At 73.1% G+C, this 18,170-nt stretch carries 15 protein-coding genes; 12 read left to right on the top strand and 3 right to left on the bottom strand.

Annotated features, from left to right (window positions below; translation table 11 throughout):
* Window positions 1–102 precede the first annotated feature (102 nt).
* Window positions 103–2,991, top strand: coding sequence for a BTAD domain-containing putative transcriptional regulator (locus ACWEGE_RS16330; protein WP_449661257.1), 2,889 nt, complete (start codon window positions 103–105; stop codon window positions 2,989–2,991).
* A gap of 4 nt (window positions 2,992–2,995) precedes the next feature.
* Here ACWEGE_RS16330 and ACWEGE_RS16325 read toward each other — a convergent pair whose 3' ends face one another.
* Complete coding sequence (locus ACWEGE_RS16325) at window positions 2,996–4,435, bottom strand: outer membrane protein assembly factor BamB family protein (RefSeq protein WP_449661256.1); 1,440 nt, start codon at window positions 4,433–4,435, stop codon at window positions 2,996–2,998.
* Between the two features lie 311 nt (window positions 4,436–4,746).
* On the opposite strand from ACWEGE_RS16325, the gene ACWEGE_RS16320 reads away from it, so the two are divergent.
* From ACWEGE_RS16320 to ACWEGE_RS16290, 7 genes are read left to right on the top strand one after another with little or no spacing between them, the layout of a single operon-like run.
* Window positions 4,747–5,691: an AraC-like ligand-binding domain-containing protein gene (locus tag ACWEGE_RS16320; protein WP_449661255.1), complete on the top strand. Its 945-nt coding sequence runs from the start codon at window positions 4,747–4,749 to the stop codon at window positions 5,689–5,691.
* A gap of 57 nt (window positions 5,692–5,748) precedes the next feature.
* On the top strand, window positions 5,749–6,516 hold the full coding sequence (locus ACWEGE_RS16315) for a MoaF C-terminal domain-containing protein (RefSeq protein WP_449661254.1): 768 nt from the start codon (window positions 5,749–5,751) through the stop codon (window positions 6,514–6,516).
* An 11-nt stretch (window positions 6,517–6,527) separates the two neighbouring features.
* Window positions 6,528–6,923, top strand: a complete 396-nt coding sequence (locus ACWEGE_RS16310) for a nuclear transport factor 2 family protein (protein ID WP_449661253.1) — start codon at window positions 6,528–6,530, stop codon at window positions 6,921–6,923.
* An 8-nt stretch (window positions 6,924–6,931) separates the two neighbouring features.
* Window positions 6,932–8,092: an ABC transporter substrate-binding protein gene (locus tag ACWEGE_RS16305; protein WP_449661252.1), complete on the top strand. Its 1,161-nt coding sequence runs from the start codon at window positions 6,932–6,934 to the stop codon at window positions 8,090–8,092.
* Between the two features lie 10 nt (window positions 8,093–8,102).
* Window positions 8,103–8,963 (top strand): branched-chain amino acid ABC transporter permease, encoded by an 861-nt coding sequence (locus tag ACWEGE_RS16300; protein ID WP_449661251.1) that lies wholly within the window; start codon window positions 8,103–8,105, stop codon window positions 8,961–8,963.
* Window positions 8,950–10,644: a branched-chain amino acid ABC transporter ATP-binding protein/permease gene (locus tag ACWEGE_RS16295; RefSeq protein WP_449661250.1), complete on the top strand. Its 1,695-nt coding sequence runs from the start codon at window positions 8,950–8,952 to the stop codon at window positions 10,642–10,644. The genes ACWEGE_RS16300 and ACWEGE_RS16295 overlap by 14 nt, the downstream gene beginning before the upstream one ends.
* Window positions 10,641–11,333, top strand: coding sequence for an ABC transporter ATP-binding protein (locus tag ACWEGE_RS16290; protein ID WP_449661249.1), 693 nt, complete (start codon window positions 10,641–10,643; stop codon window positions 11,331–11,333). Before ACWEGE_RS16295 ends, ACWEGE_RS16290 begins: the two co-directional genes overlap by 4 nt.
* A 1-nt stretch (window position 11,334) precedes the next feature.
* Here the strand turns inward: ACWEGE_RS16290 and ACWEGE_RS16285 are convergent, their stop codons facing one another.
* Both ACWEGE_RS16285 and ACWEGE_RS16280 read right to left on the bottom strand, forming a co-directional pair.
* Complete coding sequence (locus ACWEGE_RS16285) at window positions 11,335–12,135, bottom strand: SDR family NAD(P)-dependent oxidoreductase (protein ID WP_449661248.1); 801 nt, start codon at window positions 12,133–12,135, stop codon at window positions 11,335–11,337.
* Between the two features lie 13 nt (window positions 12,136–12,148).
* Window positions 12,149–12,847, bottom strand: coding sequence for an SDR family NAD(P)-dependent oxidoreductase (locus tag ACWEGE_RS16280; RefSeq protein ID WP_449661247.1), 699 nt, complete (start codon window positions 12,845–12,847; stop codon window positions 12,149–12,151).
* Window positions 12,848–12,960: 113 nt separating this feature from the next.
* Between ACWEGE_RS16280 and ACWEGE_RS16275 the strand changes: the two genes are divergently transcribed.
* From ACWEGE_RS16275 to ACWEGE_RS16260, 4 genes are all read left to right on the top strand, one after another.
* Window positions 12,961–14,823 carry a primary-amine oxidase gene (locus tag ACWEGE_RS16275; RefSeq protein ID WP_449661246.1) on the top strand — a complete coding sequence of 621 codons (1,863 nt, stop codon included), beginning with the start codon at window positions 12,961–12,963 and terminating at the stop codon, window positions 14,821–14,823.
* Between the two features lie 7 nt (window positions 14,824–14,830).
* Window positions 14,831–15,583, top strand: a complete 753-nt coding sequence (locus ACWEGE_RS16270; protein ID WP_449661245.1) for a MoaF C-terminal domain-containing protein — start codon at window positions 14,831–14,833, stop codon at window positions 15,581–15,583.
* A 2-nt stretch (window positions 15,584–15,585) separates the two neighbouring features.
* Window positions 15,586–17,184: an amidohydrolase gene (locus ACWEGE_RS16265; RefSeq protein ID WP_449661244.1), complete on the top strand. Its 1,599-nt coding sequence runs from the start codon at window positions 15,586–15,588 to the stop codon at window positions 17,182–17,184.
* A gap of 396 nt (window positions 17,185–17,580) precedes the next feature.
* Entirely contained in the window at window positions 17,581–18,168 is a 588-nt protein-coding gene (locus tag ACWEGE_RS16260) for a TetR family transcriptional regulator (RefSeq protein ID WP_449661243.1), read from the top strand.
* Window positions 18,169–18,170: the final 2 nt, after the last annotated feature.

Below are 18,170 nucleotides of genomic sequence, written 5' to 3'. Positions count from 1 at the left end.
GGGACAGACACTGACAACCGGATGTGTAGGCAACCTGTATTCGGCGTGTGCGTCAGGTTGCTTAGATGCGGCCGAAGTGGCGTGCTGCCGGGAAGGAGGAACATGCGGTTTCGGGTTCTCGGCCCGCTCGAGTTCCTCGACGACGGCGAGTGGCGGCGCGTCGGCGCGGCGAAATGGCGCACCCTGCTGGCCGTGCTGCTGGCCAAGCCGGACCGGGTGGTCTCCGCCGACAGGATCGCCGTCGAACTGTGGGGTGAGCGTCCACCGAAAACGGTGGACAACCAGATCTACGGCTACGTGGCCCGGCTCCGGCGGTTGTTGAACGCCGATCGCGATCAGGTGCTGGTCACCCGCTCACCGGGTTACCGGTTGTGCGCCGGGTTCGAGGACATCGACGCCGGCCGGTTCACCGCCCTGGCCGAACAGGGCCGGGCGGCGCTGCGCGCGGGCGACGCCGGCACGGCGACGCGGCACCTGGACGCGGCGCTCGCGCTCTGGCGGGGCTCACCGTTCGAGGACGTCCCGGCCACGCCGATGGTCCAGGCCGAAGCGGACCGGCTGACCGAGGCGCGGGCGGGTGCGCTGGAGGACTGGGCCGAGGCACAGCTCGCGCTCGGCGAGCACGCCGAGGTGGTGTCGCGGCTGGCCGACTTCGTCCCGCGCCACCCGCTGCGGGAACGATTGCGTGAGCTGCAGATGCTTGCCCTCTACCGGCAGGGCAGGCAGGCCGACGCACTGGCCGGGTACCTCGAGCTGCGCACGCTACTGGCCGAAGAGCTCGGCGTCGATCCCGGCCAGTCCATCCGGCACCGGTACGAGCAGATCGTGCGGGCCGACCCGGCGCTGACGGAGGCTGTCTCCCGGCTGGATCCGGTGCGGCAGCTGCCGCCCGGCCTCCCCGACTTCGCCGGCCGCGCCGAAGAACTGGCGCGGGTCGCCGGCACGGTGTCCGCCGGCTCGGCGGACGGGCCGCCCTCGGTCGTGGTGCTGACCGGCGCGCCGGGCGTCGGCAAGTCGAGCCTGGCGGTGCACGCCGCGCACGCGCTGGCCGCGCGCTTTCCCGACGGCCAGCTCTACCTGGATCTCGCGGGAACGTCACCGAGGCCCCGGGATCCCGCGGTCCTGCTGGCCGAAATGCTCGGCGCGGTGGGCGTCCGCGGCGAGTGGATTCCGGACGACCTGCAGGCGCGAGCCGCGCTGTACCGATCGATGCTGGCCCGAAGACGCGTGCTGATCGTGCTCGACGATGCGGACAGCGCCGGCCAGGTACGGCCGTTGCTGCCCTCGACCGGCAGCTGTGCCGTGATCATCACCAGCCGTCCGCCGATCAGCGACCTGCCCGGCGCCCGGCACGTCGAACTGGACGTGTTCGAACCGGCGACGGCCCGCGAGCTGTTCACCTCCCTCGTGGGCGAATCCCGGGTGGCCGCCGAACCCGAGCAGGCGGAGGCGATCCTGCGGGCCTGCGGCAACCTGCCGCTGGCGATCCGCATCTCCGGCGCCAAGCTGGCCGGACGGCCGAAGTGGCCGTTGCGCGTGCTGGCCGAACGGCTGGCCGACGAATCGCAGCGGCTCGACGAGCTGCGCGTCGGCGAACTCGGCGTGCGGGCCAGCTTCGAGCTGAGCCTGCGGTCCCTGCCCGCGGACGCGGTGCGGGGCTTCGCCTTGCTGGGCCTGTGCTGCGGACCGGTCCCGTCCTGGGTGCTCGGCCCGCTGCTGGACCGGGCCCATGCCGACGACGTCATGGACCTCCTGCTGGACGCCAATCTGGTCCAGATCTCCGGCACCGACGAGACCGGCCGGCCCCGCTACCGGCTGCCGGGCCTCTTACGCGACTACGCCGCGGAAACGGCGGCCACGTATCCCCTGCTGATGCGACAGGCGGCCGTCGCGCACCTGCTCGCGACCTGGCTGGACCTCGCCGAACACGTGGCCGGGCACCTGCCACCCAGCCTGTTCCGGCCGACTCCCGGCGCGGCACCGCGGCGCCCCGCGCCCACGGACGTCCGGCGGCGGGCCGCCGCCGACCCCCTGGGCTGGTTCGACGCCGAGCGGGCCACCGTGCTCGACGCGGTCACGCTGGCCGCCGACTGGGGCCTGCACGAGGCGGCCTGGGAACTGGCCGTCGCCATGGTGCCGTACTACGACCTCAGGAGCCTGCATCAGGACTGGCTGCGCGGCCACGAAATCGCGCTGGGCGCCGTGCGCGAAGCGGGGAACGGACGCGGCGAGGCGGTGCTGTTGAACGATCTCGCGCAGGTACAGATCTACCGCGACCAGTTCGACAGCGCGACGCCCAACCTGCACCGCTCACTCGCCCTCCACCGGCAAGCCGGCGACCGGCGCGGCGAAGCACTCGCGACCGCGGCCCTCGCCACGATCGAGCGAGTGCACGGCCGTTACGAGCACGCGCTCGACCAGGCGATCAGGGCGTTGGACCTGGTGCTCGCCACCGGCGATCGGCACATCGAGGCCCAGCTGCGCAACGGCGTCGCGGGAATCCACCTGGCCCAGGGCCGGACCTCCGATGCCCGGGCCTGGTTCGACGAAGCGCTGGCCCTGTCGCGCGAGCTGGGCGACGTTCACCGGGAAGCCGTGGTGCTCCGGGAGATGAGCCGGCTGTACGAGGATTCCGACGAAGCACTGGCATGCCTGCAGACGGCTCATGACATATTCGACGACCTGCGCGACGAACGATGCGTTGCGTACACCTTGTTGCGCATGGGCCGGGTGCACGCGGGGCGCCGGGACAGCGCGCGGACGGCCGAGGTACTGACCCGCGCGGCCAAGGTGTTCGAGCGCGACGGGGATCGGCTGGGCGAAGCCAGCTGCTGGCAGCTGCTCGGCGAACTGGACATCGGGTACGAGGACCCGGTGGCGGCGCGGACACACTTGAGCCGGGCACTTCGGCTGTGGCGGACGTTCGGCGAACACGAACCCGCCGTCGCGGTCGCGGCCCAGCTCCAACAGCTCCAGGTCGGCCGAAGCTGAGGCATCAGCCGACCATTACGACGGGTGGTTCCTTGGTGCCGTCGAACGCCATGACGGCGTACCCGTCGCTCACCTTGCGCAGATCGACGTCGTAAACCCACCACTCGCCGCGGACCGGGAGCGTCGCCGTCAAGGTGCCGTCGGTCGGTGACAGCTCGTTGAGGTGGAGCCGGTTGGTCGCCACCACCAGTCCGCCGGTCGTCGGCTCGACCGTGACCACGTCACCGTCGATGGCGGTGCGCCACAGCTGTGTCCCGGTCTTCAGCGAGAACGCGGCCACGGCAGTGCGCCGGTCCTCACCCGGTGCGCTGACGGGGGCGATCAACAGGTCGTCACGGACGACCGGCCGGTGGACCGGTCGCGCCCGCCAGTAGGTCTGCTCGACCGGCGGCATGTCGTAGTCCGGACCGGAGCGGGGGATGCGCGCCTGCACCTGTCCCTCGTCGTCGAAGGAGATGACGACGTCCTCGGTCCGGCTGCCTTCCTGGACGGCGCGCACCACGACCGGGCGCGCCGACAGCAGCTCCACCGAGGCCATCGGCGGTTCGACCGGCACCTCCGCCCGCCGGCGTTCCCGTCCGCTCGCCGGGTCCACGACGACCACGCGCACGCCCGCGTTCTCGCAGGAAACCAGCATGACCACCTGGCCGGCGCTCGCCGCCACTCCGGCAGGTGCGCACCCCGGTTCGACGTCGAGGCGCCACCGCTCGTCGTGCTCTCGCAGCCCCACGGCCCTCAACCCGGTGGCTTCGGTGAAGACCGCGAGCCCCGAGGTGACCGCCAGTTCGTCGCCGGCCATGGCGAGGCCGTACCGGTGGTCGCTCGCCGCCCGGGTCAGCTGCCACAAGGTCTTGCCGGTGCGCAGGTCGATCGCCACGACGGTCGCGCACGGCCGGCCGTCGGCCGCCCACGCGACCAGGCCGACGCCGTCCGCGACGTCCCGGCTCATCGTGCACAGCGCCTCGCGGCCCGGGACATCCGTCGTCCAGGCGGTCCCGGTGGTGGTGTAGCCGACCAGCCGGTCGGCACGGGCCCGCACCACGAGGTCGCCGTCGACCCAGCTGCCCGCACCCGTCACGCCGGCAGGCCGGTCGAGCGGGGCGGACCACCGCACTTCCAGGAACTGTCCGCGCAGTCCGTCGTAGGCCAGCACCCCCGGCCAGACGCCGGCGAGCACCCCGACGACGGCGATGATCGCGCTCCAGCGGCGGCGCCGTGGCAGCGCCCCCCGCTTCTCGAGGGCGCTGTCCACGAACGCCAGTCCGCCCAGCCCCGCGAAGGTGCACCCGAAGGCGAGCAACAGCACCCCGGTCAGCCCCTGCGGGCAGGGCCTGCTGGACCGGCCACAGTTGCCACCCGCCTCACTGCTCAGCGCGGTCCACCCGAGCACGTGGAACACGATCCCCATGCCCAGCACCGCCGCGGCAAGCACGAAACCCGCCATCAGGACAGGCGCGCGCTTCCTCGGGGGAGGCGGCTTCGGCGTCTCGGAGGGTTGTGCCCCGGACAGGGGCCGCCGACGGCGGCCGGGCCTGCGTTTGCGGCGTCGCCGTTCGGCTCTGATCACGGTGACCCTCCGCTCCGGACCCAACGAAGGCGGGACGATACCAAGATCGGCGATCGGGGGGATGAACGGGACTGTGAGCCGGCAGCGTCGCCGCCCGGGCCGGGCTTCACCCGCCGGCCGAGCATTGTCGGCGGAGATCGTATCGCTTATCGTATACGACGCTGCATCCCGACGCTGCGAGGTGACCCGTGCCTGCCCCGACGACCCTCATCGCCCGCGACTTCACCGAGTTCCGCGCCGCCGTCTCGCAGTCCTTCGTGCCGCTGCACGTGACCGCGGGCGGGGACGGCTTCCGCGGGCGGATCCGCTCGTCGGTGGCCGACGACGTGCAGGTTTCCGAGGTGACCGCCTCGCCCCACGTCGTGGAGCGCACGCCGGAGCTGATCGCGCGTGGCGAGCGCCGCTACTACAAGCTGAGCCTGATCCTGGCCGGCACCGGGCTGCTGGTGCAGGACGACCGGCAGGCCGTGCTGCGCCCCGGCGACGTCGCCCTCTACGACACGCACCGGCCGTACTCGCTGGTGTTCGAAGAGGACTTCCGGACCCTCGTGGTGATGTTCCCGCAGCGGCTGATCGACCTGCCCACCGAGCTGGTCGGGCGGCTGACCGCCGTCCGGATGTCGGGCAAGGAGGGCGTCGGCAACGTCGTCGTGCCGTTCCTCGCCCAGCTCGGCGGCAACCTCGAGCAGCTGGGCGGCCCCGCGGGCGCGCGGCTGGCGCACAGCGCCGTCGACCTGCTGTCCACCCTGGTCGCCACCGAACTGGACCTCGCGCGCGCGAACGCCGACCCGCACCACGAGCTGATGCGCCGCATCCGCGCCCACATCGACGCGAACCTGCAGTCGACCGACCTCACCCCGGCGCGGATCGCCGCCGAGCACTTCATCTCGACCCGCCACCTGCACGGGCTGTTCCAGGAGCAGGGCACCACCGTCTCCGGCTGGATCCGCACCCGGCGGCTGGAGCACTGCCGCCGCGACCTGCTGGACCCGGTGCACGCCGGCCGCCCGGTCGCGGCCATCGCCGCCCGCTGGGGGTTCGTCGACGCCGCGCACTTCAGCCGGGTGTTCAAGAGCGCGTTCGGCCGGGCGCCGAGCGAGCTGCGCCGGGAGTTGACCGTCAGCGTCCGGTAGTTGCCCGCCAGCGCGTGACCGCTCGCCCGGACCACGGGGCCGCCCGACGATGAGGCCATGCCCGAAGCCCCCTCCGACGACTGGCGCACCTACGACGAGTTCGCGGCCGGCATCGCCACCTACCGGCTGCCGAACGCCGACCTCACCGGCCGGGACGTCACGATCACCCTCGACGACGGCGAAACCCTCGCGCTGACCTTCACCGACGCCGGGCACGTCGTGTGCAACGGCGTCGAAGACCCGTACGACGCGGTCGCGGTGCGCGACGACGTCTTCTTCGTGAACCTGCCGCTCACCAGCGTCGACGGCGAAGCGCTGACCATCGTGTATTCGACGGCCACCCACCGCGCCCTCGCCGTCCGCTCGGTGATCGGCGCCGAGGACGTCGAGGGCGTTCCCCGCGTTTCGCAGGACTTCCGGGCGGGTGTCACCGACGGCGGCGAACCGTCCGGGGCCGTGCCCGGGCCGTCGCGCGACCTGATCGGCAAGCGGAACCTCTACCGCTACAGCCCCGACCATCTCTACGAGCACGTCTACGTCTCTTCGGAGCGCTACGCCTGGCAGTGCCTGGAAGGCGTGCAGCGCGGCCACGGCGACATGGACCTCTCGACGGTGTGGAAGTTCGCCGACGGGCTGTACCTGTTCTGCTTCCGCGAGTTCCGGATCGCCGTGGCGAGCGTCTGGCTGCACGACCTCGGCTACGCCCTGCGCACCACCGGCGTGTTCCTCGGCCTGACCGGCGATGGCCGGTCCGAGCACTCCCGTGCCGGCGGGCACATCTACCCGCTGGGCGCGGTGGCCTACCCCGACGCCCAGCCCGTCTGAAGGAGCCACTTGTGTCCAATGTGGACGTCATCCGCGCGCACTACGACGCCAGCGACGCCGGCGACCTGCCCGGCATGCTCGCCCCGCTCGGCCCCGGGACGACGTGGACGGAGGCGGCCGGGTTCCCCTACGCCGGCACCTACACCGGCCCGGACGAGGTGCGCGAGCACGTGTTCGAGGCCATCGGCCGGGACTGGGACGGCTACCGCTTCACCCTCGGCGACCTGCTCGACGCCGGGGACGCGGTGGTCGGCGTCGGCACCTACACCGGCACCCACCGCCGGACCGGCCGGTCCTTCACCGCCCGCGTCGCGCACCTGTGGCGCTTCGCGAGCGGCGAGGTCGTGTCCTTCGAGCAGATCGTCGACTCCGCGCCCGTCGTGGCCGCCCTCCGGGAGCAGCAATGAGAAAAACCTTGCCCGTACTCGCGATCGCCGTCCTGCTGGCCACCGCGGGCTGCGCCGGCTCCGACGCCGGCGCGAACGGCCCGATCGTGGTCGGGTCGGTGAACGCGCTGTCCGGCGCGGCCACCTTCCCGGAAGCCTCCGCGGCCGCGAAAGCCGTGTTCGACGCGGCCAACGCGGCCGGCGGGGTCAACGGCCGCAAGATCGAGTACAAGGCGATCGACGACAAGGGCGACCCGGCGGCCGCCGCGGCGGCCGCCCGCGAGGTGGTCGGCGGCGACCAGGCCGTCGCGCTCGTCGGGTCGTCGAGCCTGATCGAGTGCGAGATCAACGAGAAGTACTACGAGCAGCAGAAGATCCTGTCGATGCCGGGCATCGGCGTCGACCCGGCGTGCTTCTCCAGCCCGAACATCGCGCCGGTCAACGTCGGCCCGTTCCACGACCTGACGCTCACCCTGCTCTACGGCTCGGAAGTGCTGAAGCAGGACGACATCTGCGCGTTGCTGGAAATCGCCGGCAACACGCTGCCGGCGTACCAGGCGGCCATCGGCGAGTGGACGAAGATCACCGGCAAGAAGCTGAAGTACGTCGACTCGACCGTCCCCTATGGAGGGTCGGACTACACGCCCTACATCGTCAAGGCGCGGGCGGCGGGCTGCAAGGCGATCACCGTCAACCCGGTCGAACCGGACTCGATCGGCCAGCTCAAGGCCGCGCAGGCGCAGGGCTGGACCGACGTCACCTGGCTGCTGCTGACCAGCGTCTACAGCGAGAACTACGCCAAGGCGATCTCGAACGCGGGCGCCGGCGTGTACGTCCCGGCCGAGTTCTACCCGTTCACCGACGCCGCCGCCCCGGCCAACAAGGACTGGCGCGAGCTGATGGCGAAGAACAAGATCCCGCTGACGTCGTTCAGCCAGGGCGGCTACCTGGCGGCGAAGTACTTCCTCGCCGTGCTGCGCGGGATGAAGGGCGACATCACGCGCGAGACGGTGTCGAAGGCGCTGCGCGAGATGAAGCCGATCAGCGACCCGATGGTCGGCACGCCGTACGTGTTCGGGCCCGCGCAGGCGCACCACGACAACACCGCGGGCTGGCCGATCAAGCTCGCCACCGGCGCCGGAAAGTGGGAACTGGTGGCGCAGGACTGGCTCCGGATCCCGAAGCAGTAGGAGGACGTCGATGCTGCAGGGCGCTCTGGCCGGTCTCGCCGCCGGCGGGCTCTACGCGGTGCTCGCGGTGTGCCTGACCCTGATGTCGCGGCTGGTGCGGGTGGTCAACTTCGCCCAATCCGCGACCGGGATGTTCGGCTGCTACGTCGCCGTCTTCCTCGCCGTCCACCTCGGCGTCCCGGCGTGGCTGGCCACCCTGGCGGGCATCCTGCTCGGCGGCGCGTTGAGCGCGGTACTCGGCTGGATCGTCTCCACCTGGCTGGCCGAGGCCGACACCGGCACGCGCTCGGCGACGACGGTCGCGGTGCTCCTGCTGCTGATCTCGCTGGCGTTCATCCTGTTCGGGAACAAGCCGCAGCCGTTCCACCCGCTGCTGGCCGGGCCGGCGTTCACGATCGGCGGGGTGGTGGTCAGCCAGGTCACGGTGCTCACGGTCGCGCTGGCGATCCTGGTCGCACTGGGCTGCCGGGCGGTGCTGGCCCGGACGGCACTGGGCGTGCGCCTGCGGGCCCTGTCGGAGCGCCCGACGACGGCGGAGCTGCTGGGCATCCCGGCCCGGCCGCTGTCGGTCGGGGTGTGGACGGCGACCGGGGTGATCGCGACCCTGGCGGTCTCGATCGTGGCGCCGTCGCAGTCGAACGACCCGACCTCGCTGGCGATGCTGGTCGTCCCGGCCGCGGCGGCGGCCCTGCTGGGCGGCTTCCGGCGGCTGGACCTGGCGGTGCTCGGCGGCCTGGTGCTGGGCATGGCCCAGGGCGCGGTCGCCCAGAGCGACCGGCTGTCGGTGCTGCGGTACTTCCTCCCGTTCCTGGTGATCGTGGCCCTGCTGCTGTGGACGCAGCGCAAGGAGGTGTGGGATGCGGCTCGCTGAGAGGCTCGTGCCGTTCGCCGTCGCCGCGGCGGCGGTCGCCGTCGGCTACGCACTGAGCGTCGGGCTCGCCGGCTACTTCGTCTACCTCGGGGTCAGCGCCGTCGTCGCGGCCATCGCGTTGCTCGGGCTCGGGGTCGTCACCGGGACCGCCGGGATGATCTCGCTCTGCCAGCTGACCTTCGCCGCCGTCGGCGCCTTCGTCGTCTCCGCCTGCAACGTGGCCGGCGTACCCGGCGGGTTCGGCACCTGGCTGCTGCTCGGCGGTCTCGCCGCCGCCGTGGCCGGGGTGCTCGTCGGGCTGCCCGCGCTGCGGCTGCGGGGCATCACCCTCGCCGTCGTCACCCTCGGGCTCGCCGCGGCCGCCGACCTCACGCTCGTGCAGATCCAGTTCCCCGGCGCCACCGATGGTCTCTCCGTCGAGCGGCCCGAAGCGTTCTCCGACGACCGGTCCTACTTCCTGTTCGCCGTGCTGGTGCTCGTCGCCTGCGGGCTGGTCGTGCACTTCCTGCGGCGCGGGCGGTGGGGCAGCAGCTGGCACCTCGTCGCCTTCTCCGAGCGCGGGACCGCGGCGGTCGGCGCGGGTGTGCGGACGTCGAAGCTCACCGCCTTCGCGGTCAGCGCCGCCCTCGGCGGGATCAGCGGCGGTCTGCTCACCGGGCAGGTCGGCCTGGCCTTCCCGGCCAGTTTCACCGCCATCCAGTCCCTCGCGCTGTACGTGCTGGCCGTCATGTCCGGCGCGCACCTGATCGACATGGCCGTGTTCGGCGCGCTGCTCTGGGTCGCCGTGCCCGAGCTGCTCAAACGCGGGGGCGTGCCGCAGGACTGGGGTTTCGTCGTCTTCGGCGTGCTCGGCGTCCAGGCCCTGACCGGCCGCGGCAACCTCGGCACCGCCGTGCGGGCCCTCTGGTACCGGCGTGGGGACCGCAAGACCATCGGCCTGGCCGACATCGCCGACGTCGAGCCGGTGCCGATCGGCGGACCCGTGCTCGAGGTGCGGGGCCTGAGTGTCTCGTTCGGGCACGTCACCGCACTGTCCGATGTGGACATCACGGTGCCGGAGCACGGGATCCTCGGCGTGATCGGGCCGAACGGCGCCGGGAAGTCCACCCTCGTCGACGTCCTCAGCGGCTTCCTCCCGCGGGCGACCGGGACCGTCGTGCTCGACGGGCGGCCGCTCACCGGGCCGCCCACCCGCCGGGCCCGCCGGGGGCTGCGCCGGACCTTCCAGCAGGACCGCGTCCCGCCCGGTCTCACCGTCGGCGCGTACGTGCGGTTCGTCGCCCGCCGCCGGCTCGCCGGGCGGGAGGTCGCCGACGCGCTGGCGTTCTTCGGCTGCCCGCCGGAGCGGACGCCGCTCTCGCGGGTCGACGCGGGCGCCCGGCGGCTCGTCGAAGTCGTCGGGCACCTCCTCGCGCAGCCCCGCGTCCTGCTGCTCGACGAGCCGGCGGCCGGCCTGCCGCACGAGGAGCACGTGGCGTTCGGGCGGCGGCTGCGGCAGGTGCCCGCGCGGTTCGGGGTGTCGGTGCTGCTCATCGAGCACGACCTCGACCTCGTGCGGTCGGTCTGCGACACGCTCACGGTGCTCGACTTCGGGCAGGTGCTGGCGAGCGGGCCGCAAGCGGACGTCCTGGCCGACCCGGCCGTGCTGAAGGCCTACATGGGCGAAACGGAGCTGCTGTGAACACGTTGCGAGCCGACGGCCTGACGGTCGAGCGCGGGGCCGGCCCGGTCATCCGGGACGTCGGGTTCACCCTGGCGCCCGGCCGCATCACGGCGCTGGTCGGGCCCAACGGCGCCGGGAAGACGAGCCTCCTGGAGGCCCTGTCGGGCGTGGTGGCGCCGTCGGCGGGCAGCGTCCACCTGGGCGGGGTGAACGTGACCCGGCATTCCCGGGTGGCCCGGGCCCGGCTCGGACTCGCCCACATCGAGCAGGGGCGGGCGGTCTTCCCCGGCCTGACCGTGCTGGAGAACCTGCGGCTCACCGCCCGCACCCCGGCGGCGGTGGAGGAGGTCCTGGAGCTGTTCCCCGAGCTGGCGAAGCGGCGCGACTCCCCCGCGGCCCTGCTCTCCGGCGGCGAGCAGCAGATGGTCGTGCTGGCGCGGGCGTTCGCCGCGCGCCCGGCGTACCTGCTCATCGACGAGATGTCGCTGGGCCTGGCGCCGGTGGTCTTCACCCGCCTGCTGCCGGTCGTGACGCGGTTCGCGGCCGAGGGCGCGGCGATCCTGCTGGTGGAGCAGTTCACGCACCTGGCCCTCGGCGTCGCGCAGGAGGCGGTGGTGGTCTCGTCGGGCCGCGTCACCTACACCGGTGACACGCAGACCCTCCTCGACTCCCCCGCCACCCTGCACTCCGCCTACCTCGGGTCCTGACTCACATCCCGGCGCGCTCGAACGCCAGGGTCGGCAGGTCCACGGCGTGGGCCCCGCCGTCGGCGACGAGCACCGCGCCGGTGATGTACGACGACTCCGCCGAGCCCAGGAACCGGACGATCGCCGCGATCTCCTCGGGCTCGGCGGGGCGGCGCAGCGGGACCTCGGCCGTCACGCGGCGGTAGCCCTCGTCGTGGCCGCCGGTGAAGCCCGCCGCCGCGGCGAACTGGGCCATCTCGCCGTCGGCCATCGGGGTGCGGACCCAGCCCGGGCACACCGCGTTGGCCCGCACCCCGCGCGGCCCGAAGTCGCGGGCGATCGAGCGGGTCAGGCCGATCAGCGCGTGCTTGGCGACCGTGTAGCCGGCGACGTTCGGCCCGGCGAACAGCCCGGCCAGCGACGACACCACGACCACCTGCCCGCCCGTCTCGACCAGCGACGGCAGCGCGGCCCGGCAGAACACGAACGCGCTGGAGAGGTTCGAGCGCAGAGCCAGCTCCCACTCGTCGTCGCCGGTGTCGACCACCGACGACAGGCCGTGGCCGCCCGCGTTGGCGACCACGACGTCCAGCCGTCCGTACCGGCCGATGATCTCGGCGACGGCGCTCTCGGCGTCCTCGCGCACGCTCGCGTCGCCGGTGATGACGTGCGCGCCGGTTTCCGCGGCCACCTTCTCGAGGGGCTCGCGACGCCGTCCCAACACGACCACGCGCGCGCCTTCGCCCGCGTACCGGCGGGCCACCGCCGCGCCGATGCCGGTGCCGCCGCCGGTGATCGCGACGACCTTGCCTGATGAGTCCACTGTGGATCCTTTCCTAGGCGGGGAACGCGGACCGCGCCGACATCCCGAAGTCGGCCAGCAGGGCCTGGCCGTTGACCGGCCGCGAAGCCGGTGACGCGAGGAACAGCACCTGCCGGGCGACGTCTTCGGCCGCCTGCACCGGGAACACCGGGTCGTCCAGGACGGCGCCGAGGTCGGCGCGCGCCATCGGGGTGTCCACCACCGACGGGCAGACGCAGTTGACCCGGATGCCCGGCACCTCGACGGCCAGCGCGCGGGTCATCGCGACCACCGCGCCCTTGGACGCGCAGTAGGGCACCATGCCCGGCGCCGCCGTGAACGCCGAGTCACTGCCGAGCAGGACCACCGCGCCGCCGTCGCTCAGCCACGGCAGCGCGTGCTTGACCAGCAGGAACTGCCCGGTGACGTTCACCGCGAGCACCCGGGCGACGTCGGCGGCCGTGGTCGCGGCCACCGGCGTGCCGACCGGGCCGGAGATCCCGGCGCAGCCGACCACGGCGTCGAGGCCGCCGAAGCCGCGGGCCACGGCCTCGACCGCGGCGGCCAGCGCGGGTTCGTCGGTGACGTCCGCCTCGACGACGCCGGGACCGGCCCGGCGGTCGACGACGCCGACGCGCGCACCCTCGGCGCGGAACGCCTGGACGCAGGCCAGCCCGATGCCGGACGCGCCGCCGGTCACCAGGACCGCCTTCCCGGCGAGATCGGTTCGCATGCGCCCATCCTCACCGCGGGCGGCCGCCGGGCGGTTGGCCGCGAGCGCAGTGTTGTTGTCCGGCGCCGCACGGGGGTTCCCCGCGCGGCACCCGGGGCCGCAGACTCGGCGGGGTGAGCACGCCGCACCCCCTCGACCCGCTGACCGCCGCCGAGCTGGCCGCCGGCCGCGCGATCCTCGCCGCGGCCGGGCTGGCCGGCGCCACGATCCGGGTCCCGCAGGTCCTGCCGGTCGAACCCGCCAAGGAGCAGGTGCGGGCCGGCGGTGGCGACCGCCGGATCCGCTACACGCTCCTCGACACCGCCACCGGCCGCGCCGGCGAGGCCGTCGTCTCGGTGACCAAGGACGAGCTGGTGTCCTGGGACGACTGGGCCGAGGCCGCCGGGCAGCCGTCGTACCTGTTCGAGGAGTACGCGCTGGCCGAGGAGCTGACGAAGGCTTCGGCGGAGTGGCAGGCCGCGATGGCCCGGCGCGGCCTCGCCGACCGGATCGAGCACGCCTTCTGCGCGCCGCTCGCGCCCGGCTACTTCGGGCGCGAGGACGAGACCGGCCGCGTCATGCGGTCCCTGACCTTCCTGCGGGAAGACGCCGACGACAGCCCGTGGGCGCACCCGGTCGAAGGCCTGGTCGTGCACCTGAACCTGACCGAGCAGCGCGTGCTGCGCGTCGAGGACGAAGGGGACGTCCCGGTGCCCGCCGAGAGCGGGCGGTACACCGGCGTCCCGGCGCGGACGACGCTCAAGCCGGTCGAGATCACCCAGCCCGCCGGGCCGAGCTTCACCGTCGAGGGCGCCGAGGTGAGCTGGGAGGGCTGGCGGCTGCGCATCGGGTTCAACGCCCGCGAAGGGCTGACGCTGCACCAGGTCGGCTTCCAGGACCGGCCGGTCCTGTACCGGGCGTCCGTCCCGGAGATGGTGGTCCCGTACGGGGACGTCGCGCCCGGCCGGTTCTGGATCAGCTACTTCGACGCCGGCGAGTACCAGTTCGGCAAGAACGGCAACGACCTGCGCCTGGGCTGCGACTGCGTCGGCGAAATCCGCTACTTCCCGGCCTGGGTGGCCGACGACCGCGGCGAGCCGGTGGAGATCCCGCGCGCGGTCTGCCTGCACGAGGAGGACGACGGCATCCTCTGGAAGCACACCGACCTGGCCGGGCGGCCCGAGGTCCGGCGGTCGCGGCGGCTGGTGGTGTCGTCGATCTCCACCATCGGCAACTACGACTACGGCCACTACTGGTACTTCCACCTCGACGGCTCGATCGAGTTCGAGGCGAAGGCCACCGGCATCGTCTTCTGCGGCGCCGGGACACCGGGGCAGGACCAGCCGCACGCCACCGAGCTGGCGCCCGGCCTGTTCGCGCCGGTCCACCAGCACCTGTTCTGCGCGCGCCTCGACGTCGAGGTCGACGGCGACCGCACCAGCCTGCACGAGGTCGACGTCGAAGGCGTGCCGACCGGCCCGCGCAACCCGTACGGCAACGCGTTCACCTGGAAGACCACGCCGCTGCGGACCGAACGCGAGGCGATGCGCCGGGCCGATCCGGCCCGCGCCCGCGTCTGGGAGGTCCGCAGCGCGTCGCGGGTCAACCGGCTCGGCAAGCCGACCGCCTACCAGCTGGTGCCGCGGCCCTCGGCGACGCTGATGGCGCAGCCGGAGGCGACCGTGCACGCCCGCGCCACCTTCGCCACGCAGCACCTGTGGGCGACGCCGTACCGCGAGGACGAGCGGTTCCCGGCCGGCGACCGCCCCAACGCCCACCCCGGTGGCGCGGGCCTGCCGGCGTGGACGGCCGCCGACCGCGACCTCGTCGACACCGACCTCGTGCTGTGGCACGTGTTCGGCCCGACCCACGTGCCCCGCCCCGAAGACTGGCCGGTGATGCCGGTCGACCGCTCCGGGTTCCTGTTCCGGCCGTCCGGGTTCCTCGACCGCAACCCCGCGCTCGATCTCCCGGCCGGCGACCACTGCGCACATTGAGGACACGATGACGCTCTCCGACACCTCCACCTGGCTGCCGCTCGACGGCCTCGCCCCCGGCTTCGACGCCAACAAGGCGCCGGTCGTCGACGACCTGCACGGCCGCTCCTTCGTGCTGCGCGACGACGACGGCGGCCCCGGCCGGGTCGTCGACGCGGAGATCGCGGCCGGCGAAACGTTCCTCGTCGACGACGACCTCTACTACGTCCAGCACCACCCGTCGCCGGACGCGCGCGAGGCCGTGTCGCTCTTCCTGGACCTGCGGGACGGCCGGGCGCTGGTGGTCACCACGACGATCGGCGACCACGGCACCCCGCGCGTCACCCAGGAGTTCCGGCCCGCGACCATCGACGGCTTCGACGTCCGCGGCGAGCCGATGGCGCCGAGCACCGCGCTGATCGGGCGCCGCGTGCTGTGGGTCTACAGCCGCGAGCACGCCTACGAGCACGTCTACCTGAGCCCGCACTGGTACACCTGGCAGTGCCTCGCCGGGCCCGAGCGCGGGCTGGCCGACACCGACGAGAACACCGTCTACCGGATCCGGCCGGGCATCCACGTCTTCACCTGGCGGGAGAAGGTCATCCCGTGCGCGTCGGTGACGATCGCCGACCACCGCGACGCCCGCCGCCTGCGCTCCCACGGTGTCCTCTTCGGACTCGATGCCACCGGCGAGCGGCCGGCGCACTTCACCTTCGGTGCGCACGGGCGGCTGCTGAGCACCACCGTCCACCCGGCCGGGTACGACCCGGCGGAGAGCTGACCGTGGCCGCCGACCTGGTGCTGACGAACGCCGTCGTGTACACATTGGACAGCACGCGACCTTGGGCGTCGTCGTTGGCCGTGACCGGCGGCAAGGTCGTCGACGACGTCGCCGGCCCGGGCACCGAGGTGCTCGACCTCGGTGGCGCGTTCGTCATGCCGGGGCTCGTGGACGTGCACAACCACCACGCGATGGCCGGACGGGCGGAGCTGTTCGAGCTCACCTTCGGCGCGGACGCCGGGATCGAGGACATCCTGGCCGCCGTCCGCGCGCGGGCCGCGTCGCTGGGACCGGACGAATGGCTCACCGGCGGCGCCTGGGCGTCCACCTTGGTCGCCGAGCTGTCGGTTCCGGCGGCCCGGCGGGCCCTGGACGAAGCCGCGGGCGGGCGCCCGGTGTCGCTGTCGGACGACAGCCGGCACAACCGCTGGGTGAGCAGCCGGGCCCTGGAGCTGGCCGGGATCACCGCGGCGACACCGGACCCGCCCGGCGGGGTCGTCGTCCGCGACGGCGGCGAACCCAGCGGGCTGCTGCTGGAGGCCGCCGGGGTGCTGGTCGAGCGCGTGATCGTCGGGCTGACCCCGGAGCAGCACCGGCGAGCATCCCGGCGGGCGATCGAGGTGCTGCACGGCTTCGGCGTCACCGCGTTCCAGGACGCCGGGGTCTCGACCGACATCCTCGGCGCGCTCCGCTCGCTGGACCTGGCCGGCGAACTCGACGCCTGGGTGGTGTCGTCGTTGCTGGTCAACGACCCGATCTTCGGCTTCGACCCGGTCGGGGCGCCCCTGCTGGAGCTCGCCGGCGAGTACCGCACCGAGCACCACCGGCCGGACTTCGTGAAGATCTTCCTCGACGGCGTACCGCCGACCCGCACCGCGGCGTTCCTGGAGCCGTACCTGCCCGACGACACCCACGGCAGCTGCTTCCACGGCGCCACGACGATGCCCCCGGCCGAACTGACCGGCTGGCTCTTGAAGGCGGCGGCCGCGGGCTTCTCGGCGAAGGTCCACTGCACGGGCGACGCGTCGGTGCGGCAGTTCCTGGACGCGGTCGAGCAGGTGCGCGCGGCCGGGTACGCCGACACGCGGTTCCAGGTGGCGCACGGGCAGTTCGTGCACCCGGACGACCTGCCGCGGTTCGCCGAGCTGGGCGTGGCGGCGGACATCTCGCCGTTCCTGTGGGTGCCGGGGGTCATCCCGGAGGCGATCGCGGAGGTGCTCCCGGCCGTCCGGGCGGCGCGGATGCAGCCGAACCGCGCGTTGCTGGACACCGGCGCACTGGTGGCGGGCGGCTCGGACTGGCCGGTGAGCGAGTCGCCGAACGCCTGGGAGGGCATCGCGGGCCTGGTGACGCGTGCGGACCCGCACGGACGGCCGGGGGCGCTCTGGCCGGAGCAGGCGATCACGCTGGCCGAGGCGATCGAGGTGTTCACCCTGGGCGGCGCGCGGGCGTGCGGCTTGGACGACGTGACGGGCGCGTTGACACCCGGGCGGTCGGCGGACTTCGTGATCCTGGACCGCAATCCCTTCCGGACGGCGGAGGTCGCGGACACCCAGGTCGTCGAGACGTGGTTCGCGGGGCGGCGCGTGTTCCGGCGCTGACCTCAGGCGTGATCGGGCGCCGAGCCACCCCGCCCCGCACCCGACCGCATCTCGCGGGCCGCGCGCCGAACTGCGACTGAGTGCCCCTCCGGCCGCCGCCCCGCCCCGCGCGGTCCCCGCCGCCGTTCGCAACACGCAGCGGCACGTGTTGCGGCGCTGACCCCGGTACTGTTCGCGCGTCGAGCCACCCCGCCCCGCGCCCGGCAGAGCCTCGCAGGCCGTGCATGTTGCGGCGCCGAACGCGACTGAGTGCCTCTCCAGCCGCCGCCCCTCCCCGTACGTCCCCGTCGGCAGTCGCAGTTCGCGGGGCGGCGCGTGTTCCGGCGCTGACCCCGGCGCTGTCCTCGCGCGCACTTTCTCCTACACTGGTAGAGAAACCAGTGCGGGAGGTGCCGGGTGCCCAAGATCATCGACCACGACCAGCGGCGCAGCGACATCGTCGACGTCACCTGGGACCTGATCGTGCGGGGCGGGATCGAAGCCGCCACCATGCGGGAGATCGCCGCCGCCGCCGGGTTCGCCAACGGGGCGCTGAAGCTGTACTTCCCCAGCAAGGAAGACATCATCGCGGCCACCTACGAGCGGGCCCTCGACATGATGCGCCAGTACGTCGAGCTCGACGGCCTGCGGGGGCTCACCGCGCTGCGCGAGGTCTGCGTTTCGTCCATGCCGATCGACGAAGAGCGGATCACCGCCGGGCGGGTGCTGCTGATCTTCTGGCAGATGTCGCTGGGCAACCGGACCATGCACGACAAGTACCTCGAGCACGTCCGCGAGTGGCGCGGGCTGCTGCACCGCTTCCTCGCCGAGGGCCGCGAAGACGGCGACATCGTCACCGAAACCCCCGACGAGCAGATCGTCGACGAGATCGTCCTGCTCAACGCCGGCGCCAACGTGATGAGCCTGGTGGCGGGTGAGTTCTCCACGATCGACCTCCAGCACCGGCACCTGGAGTCCCTCCTGGACCGCCTCACCCGCCCCTGACC

The organism is Amycolatopsis sp. NPDC004747, assembly GCF_053601335.1.
This window is presented reverse-complemented; position numbering and strand designations above follow the sequence as displayed.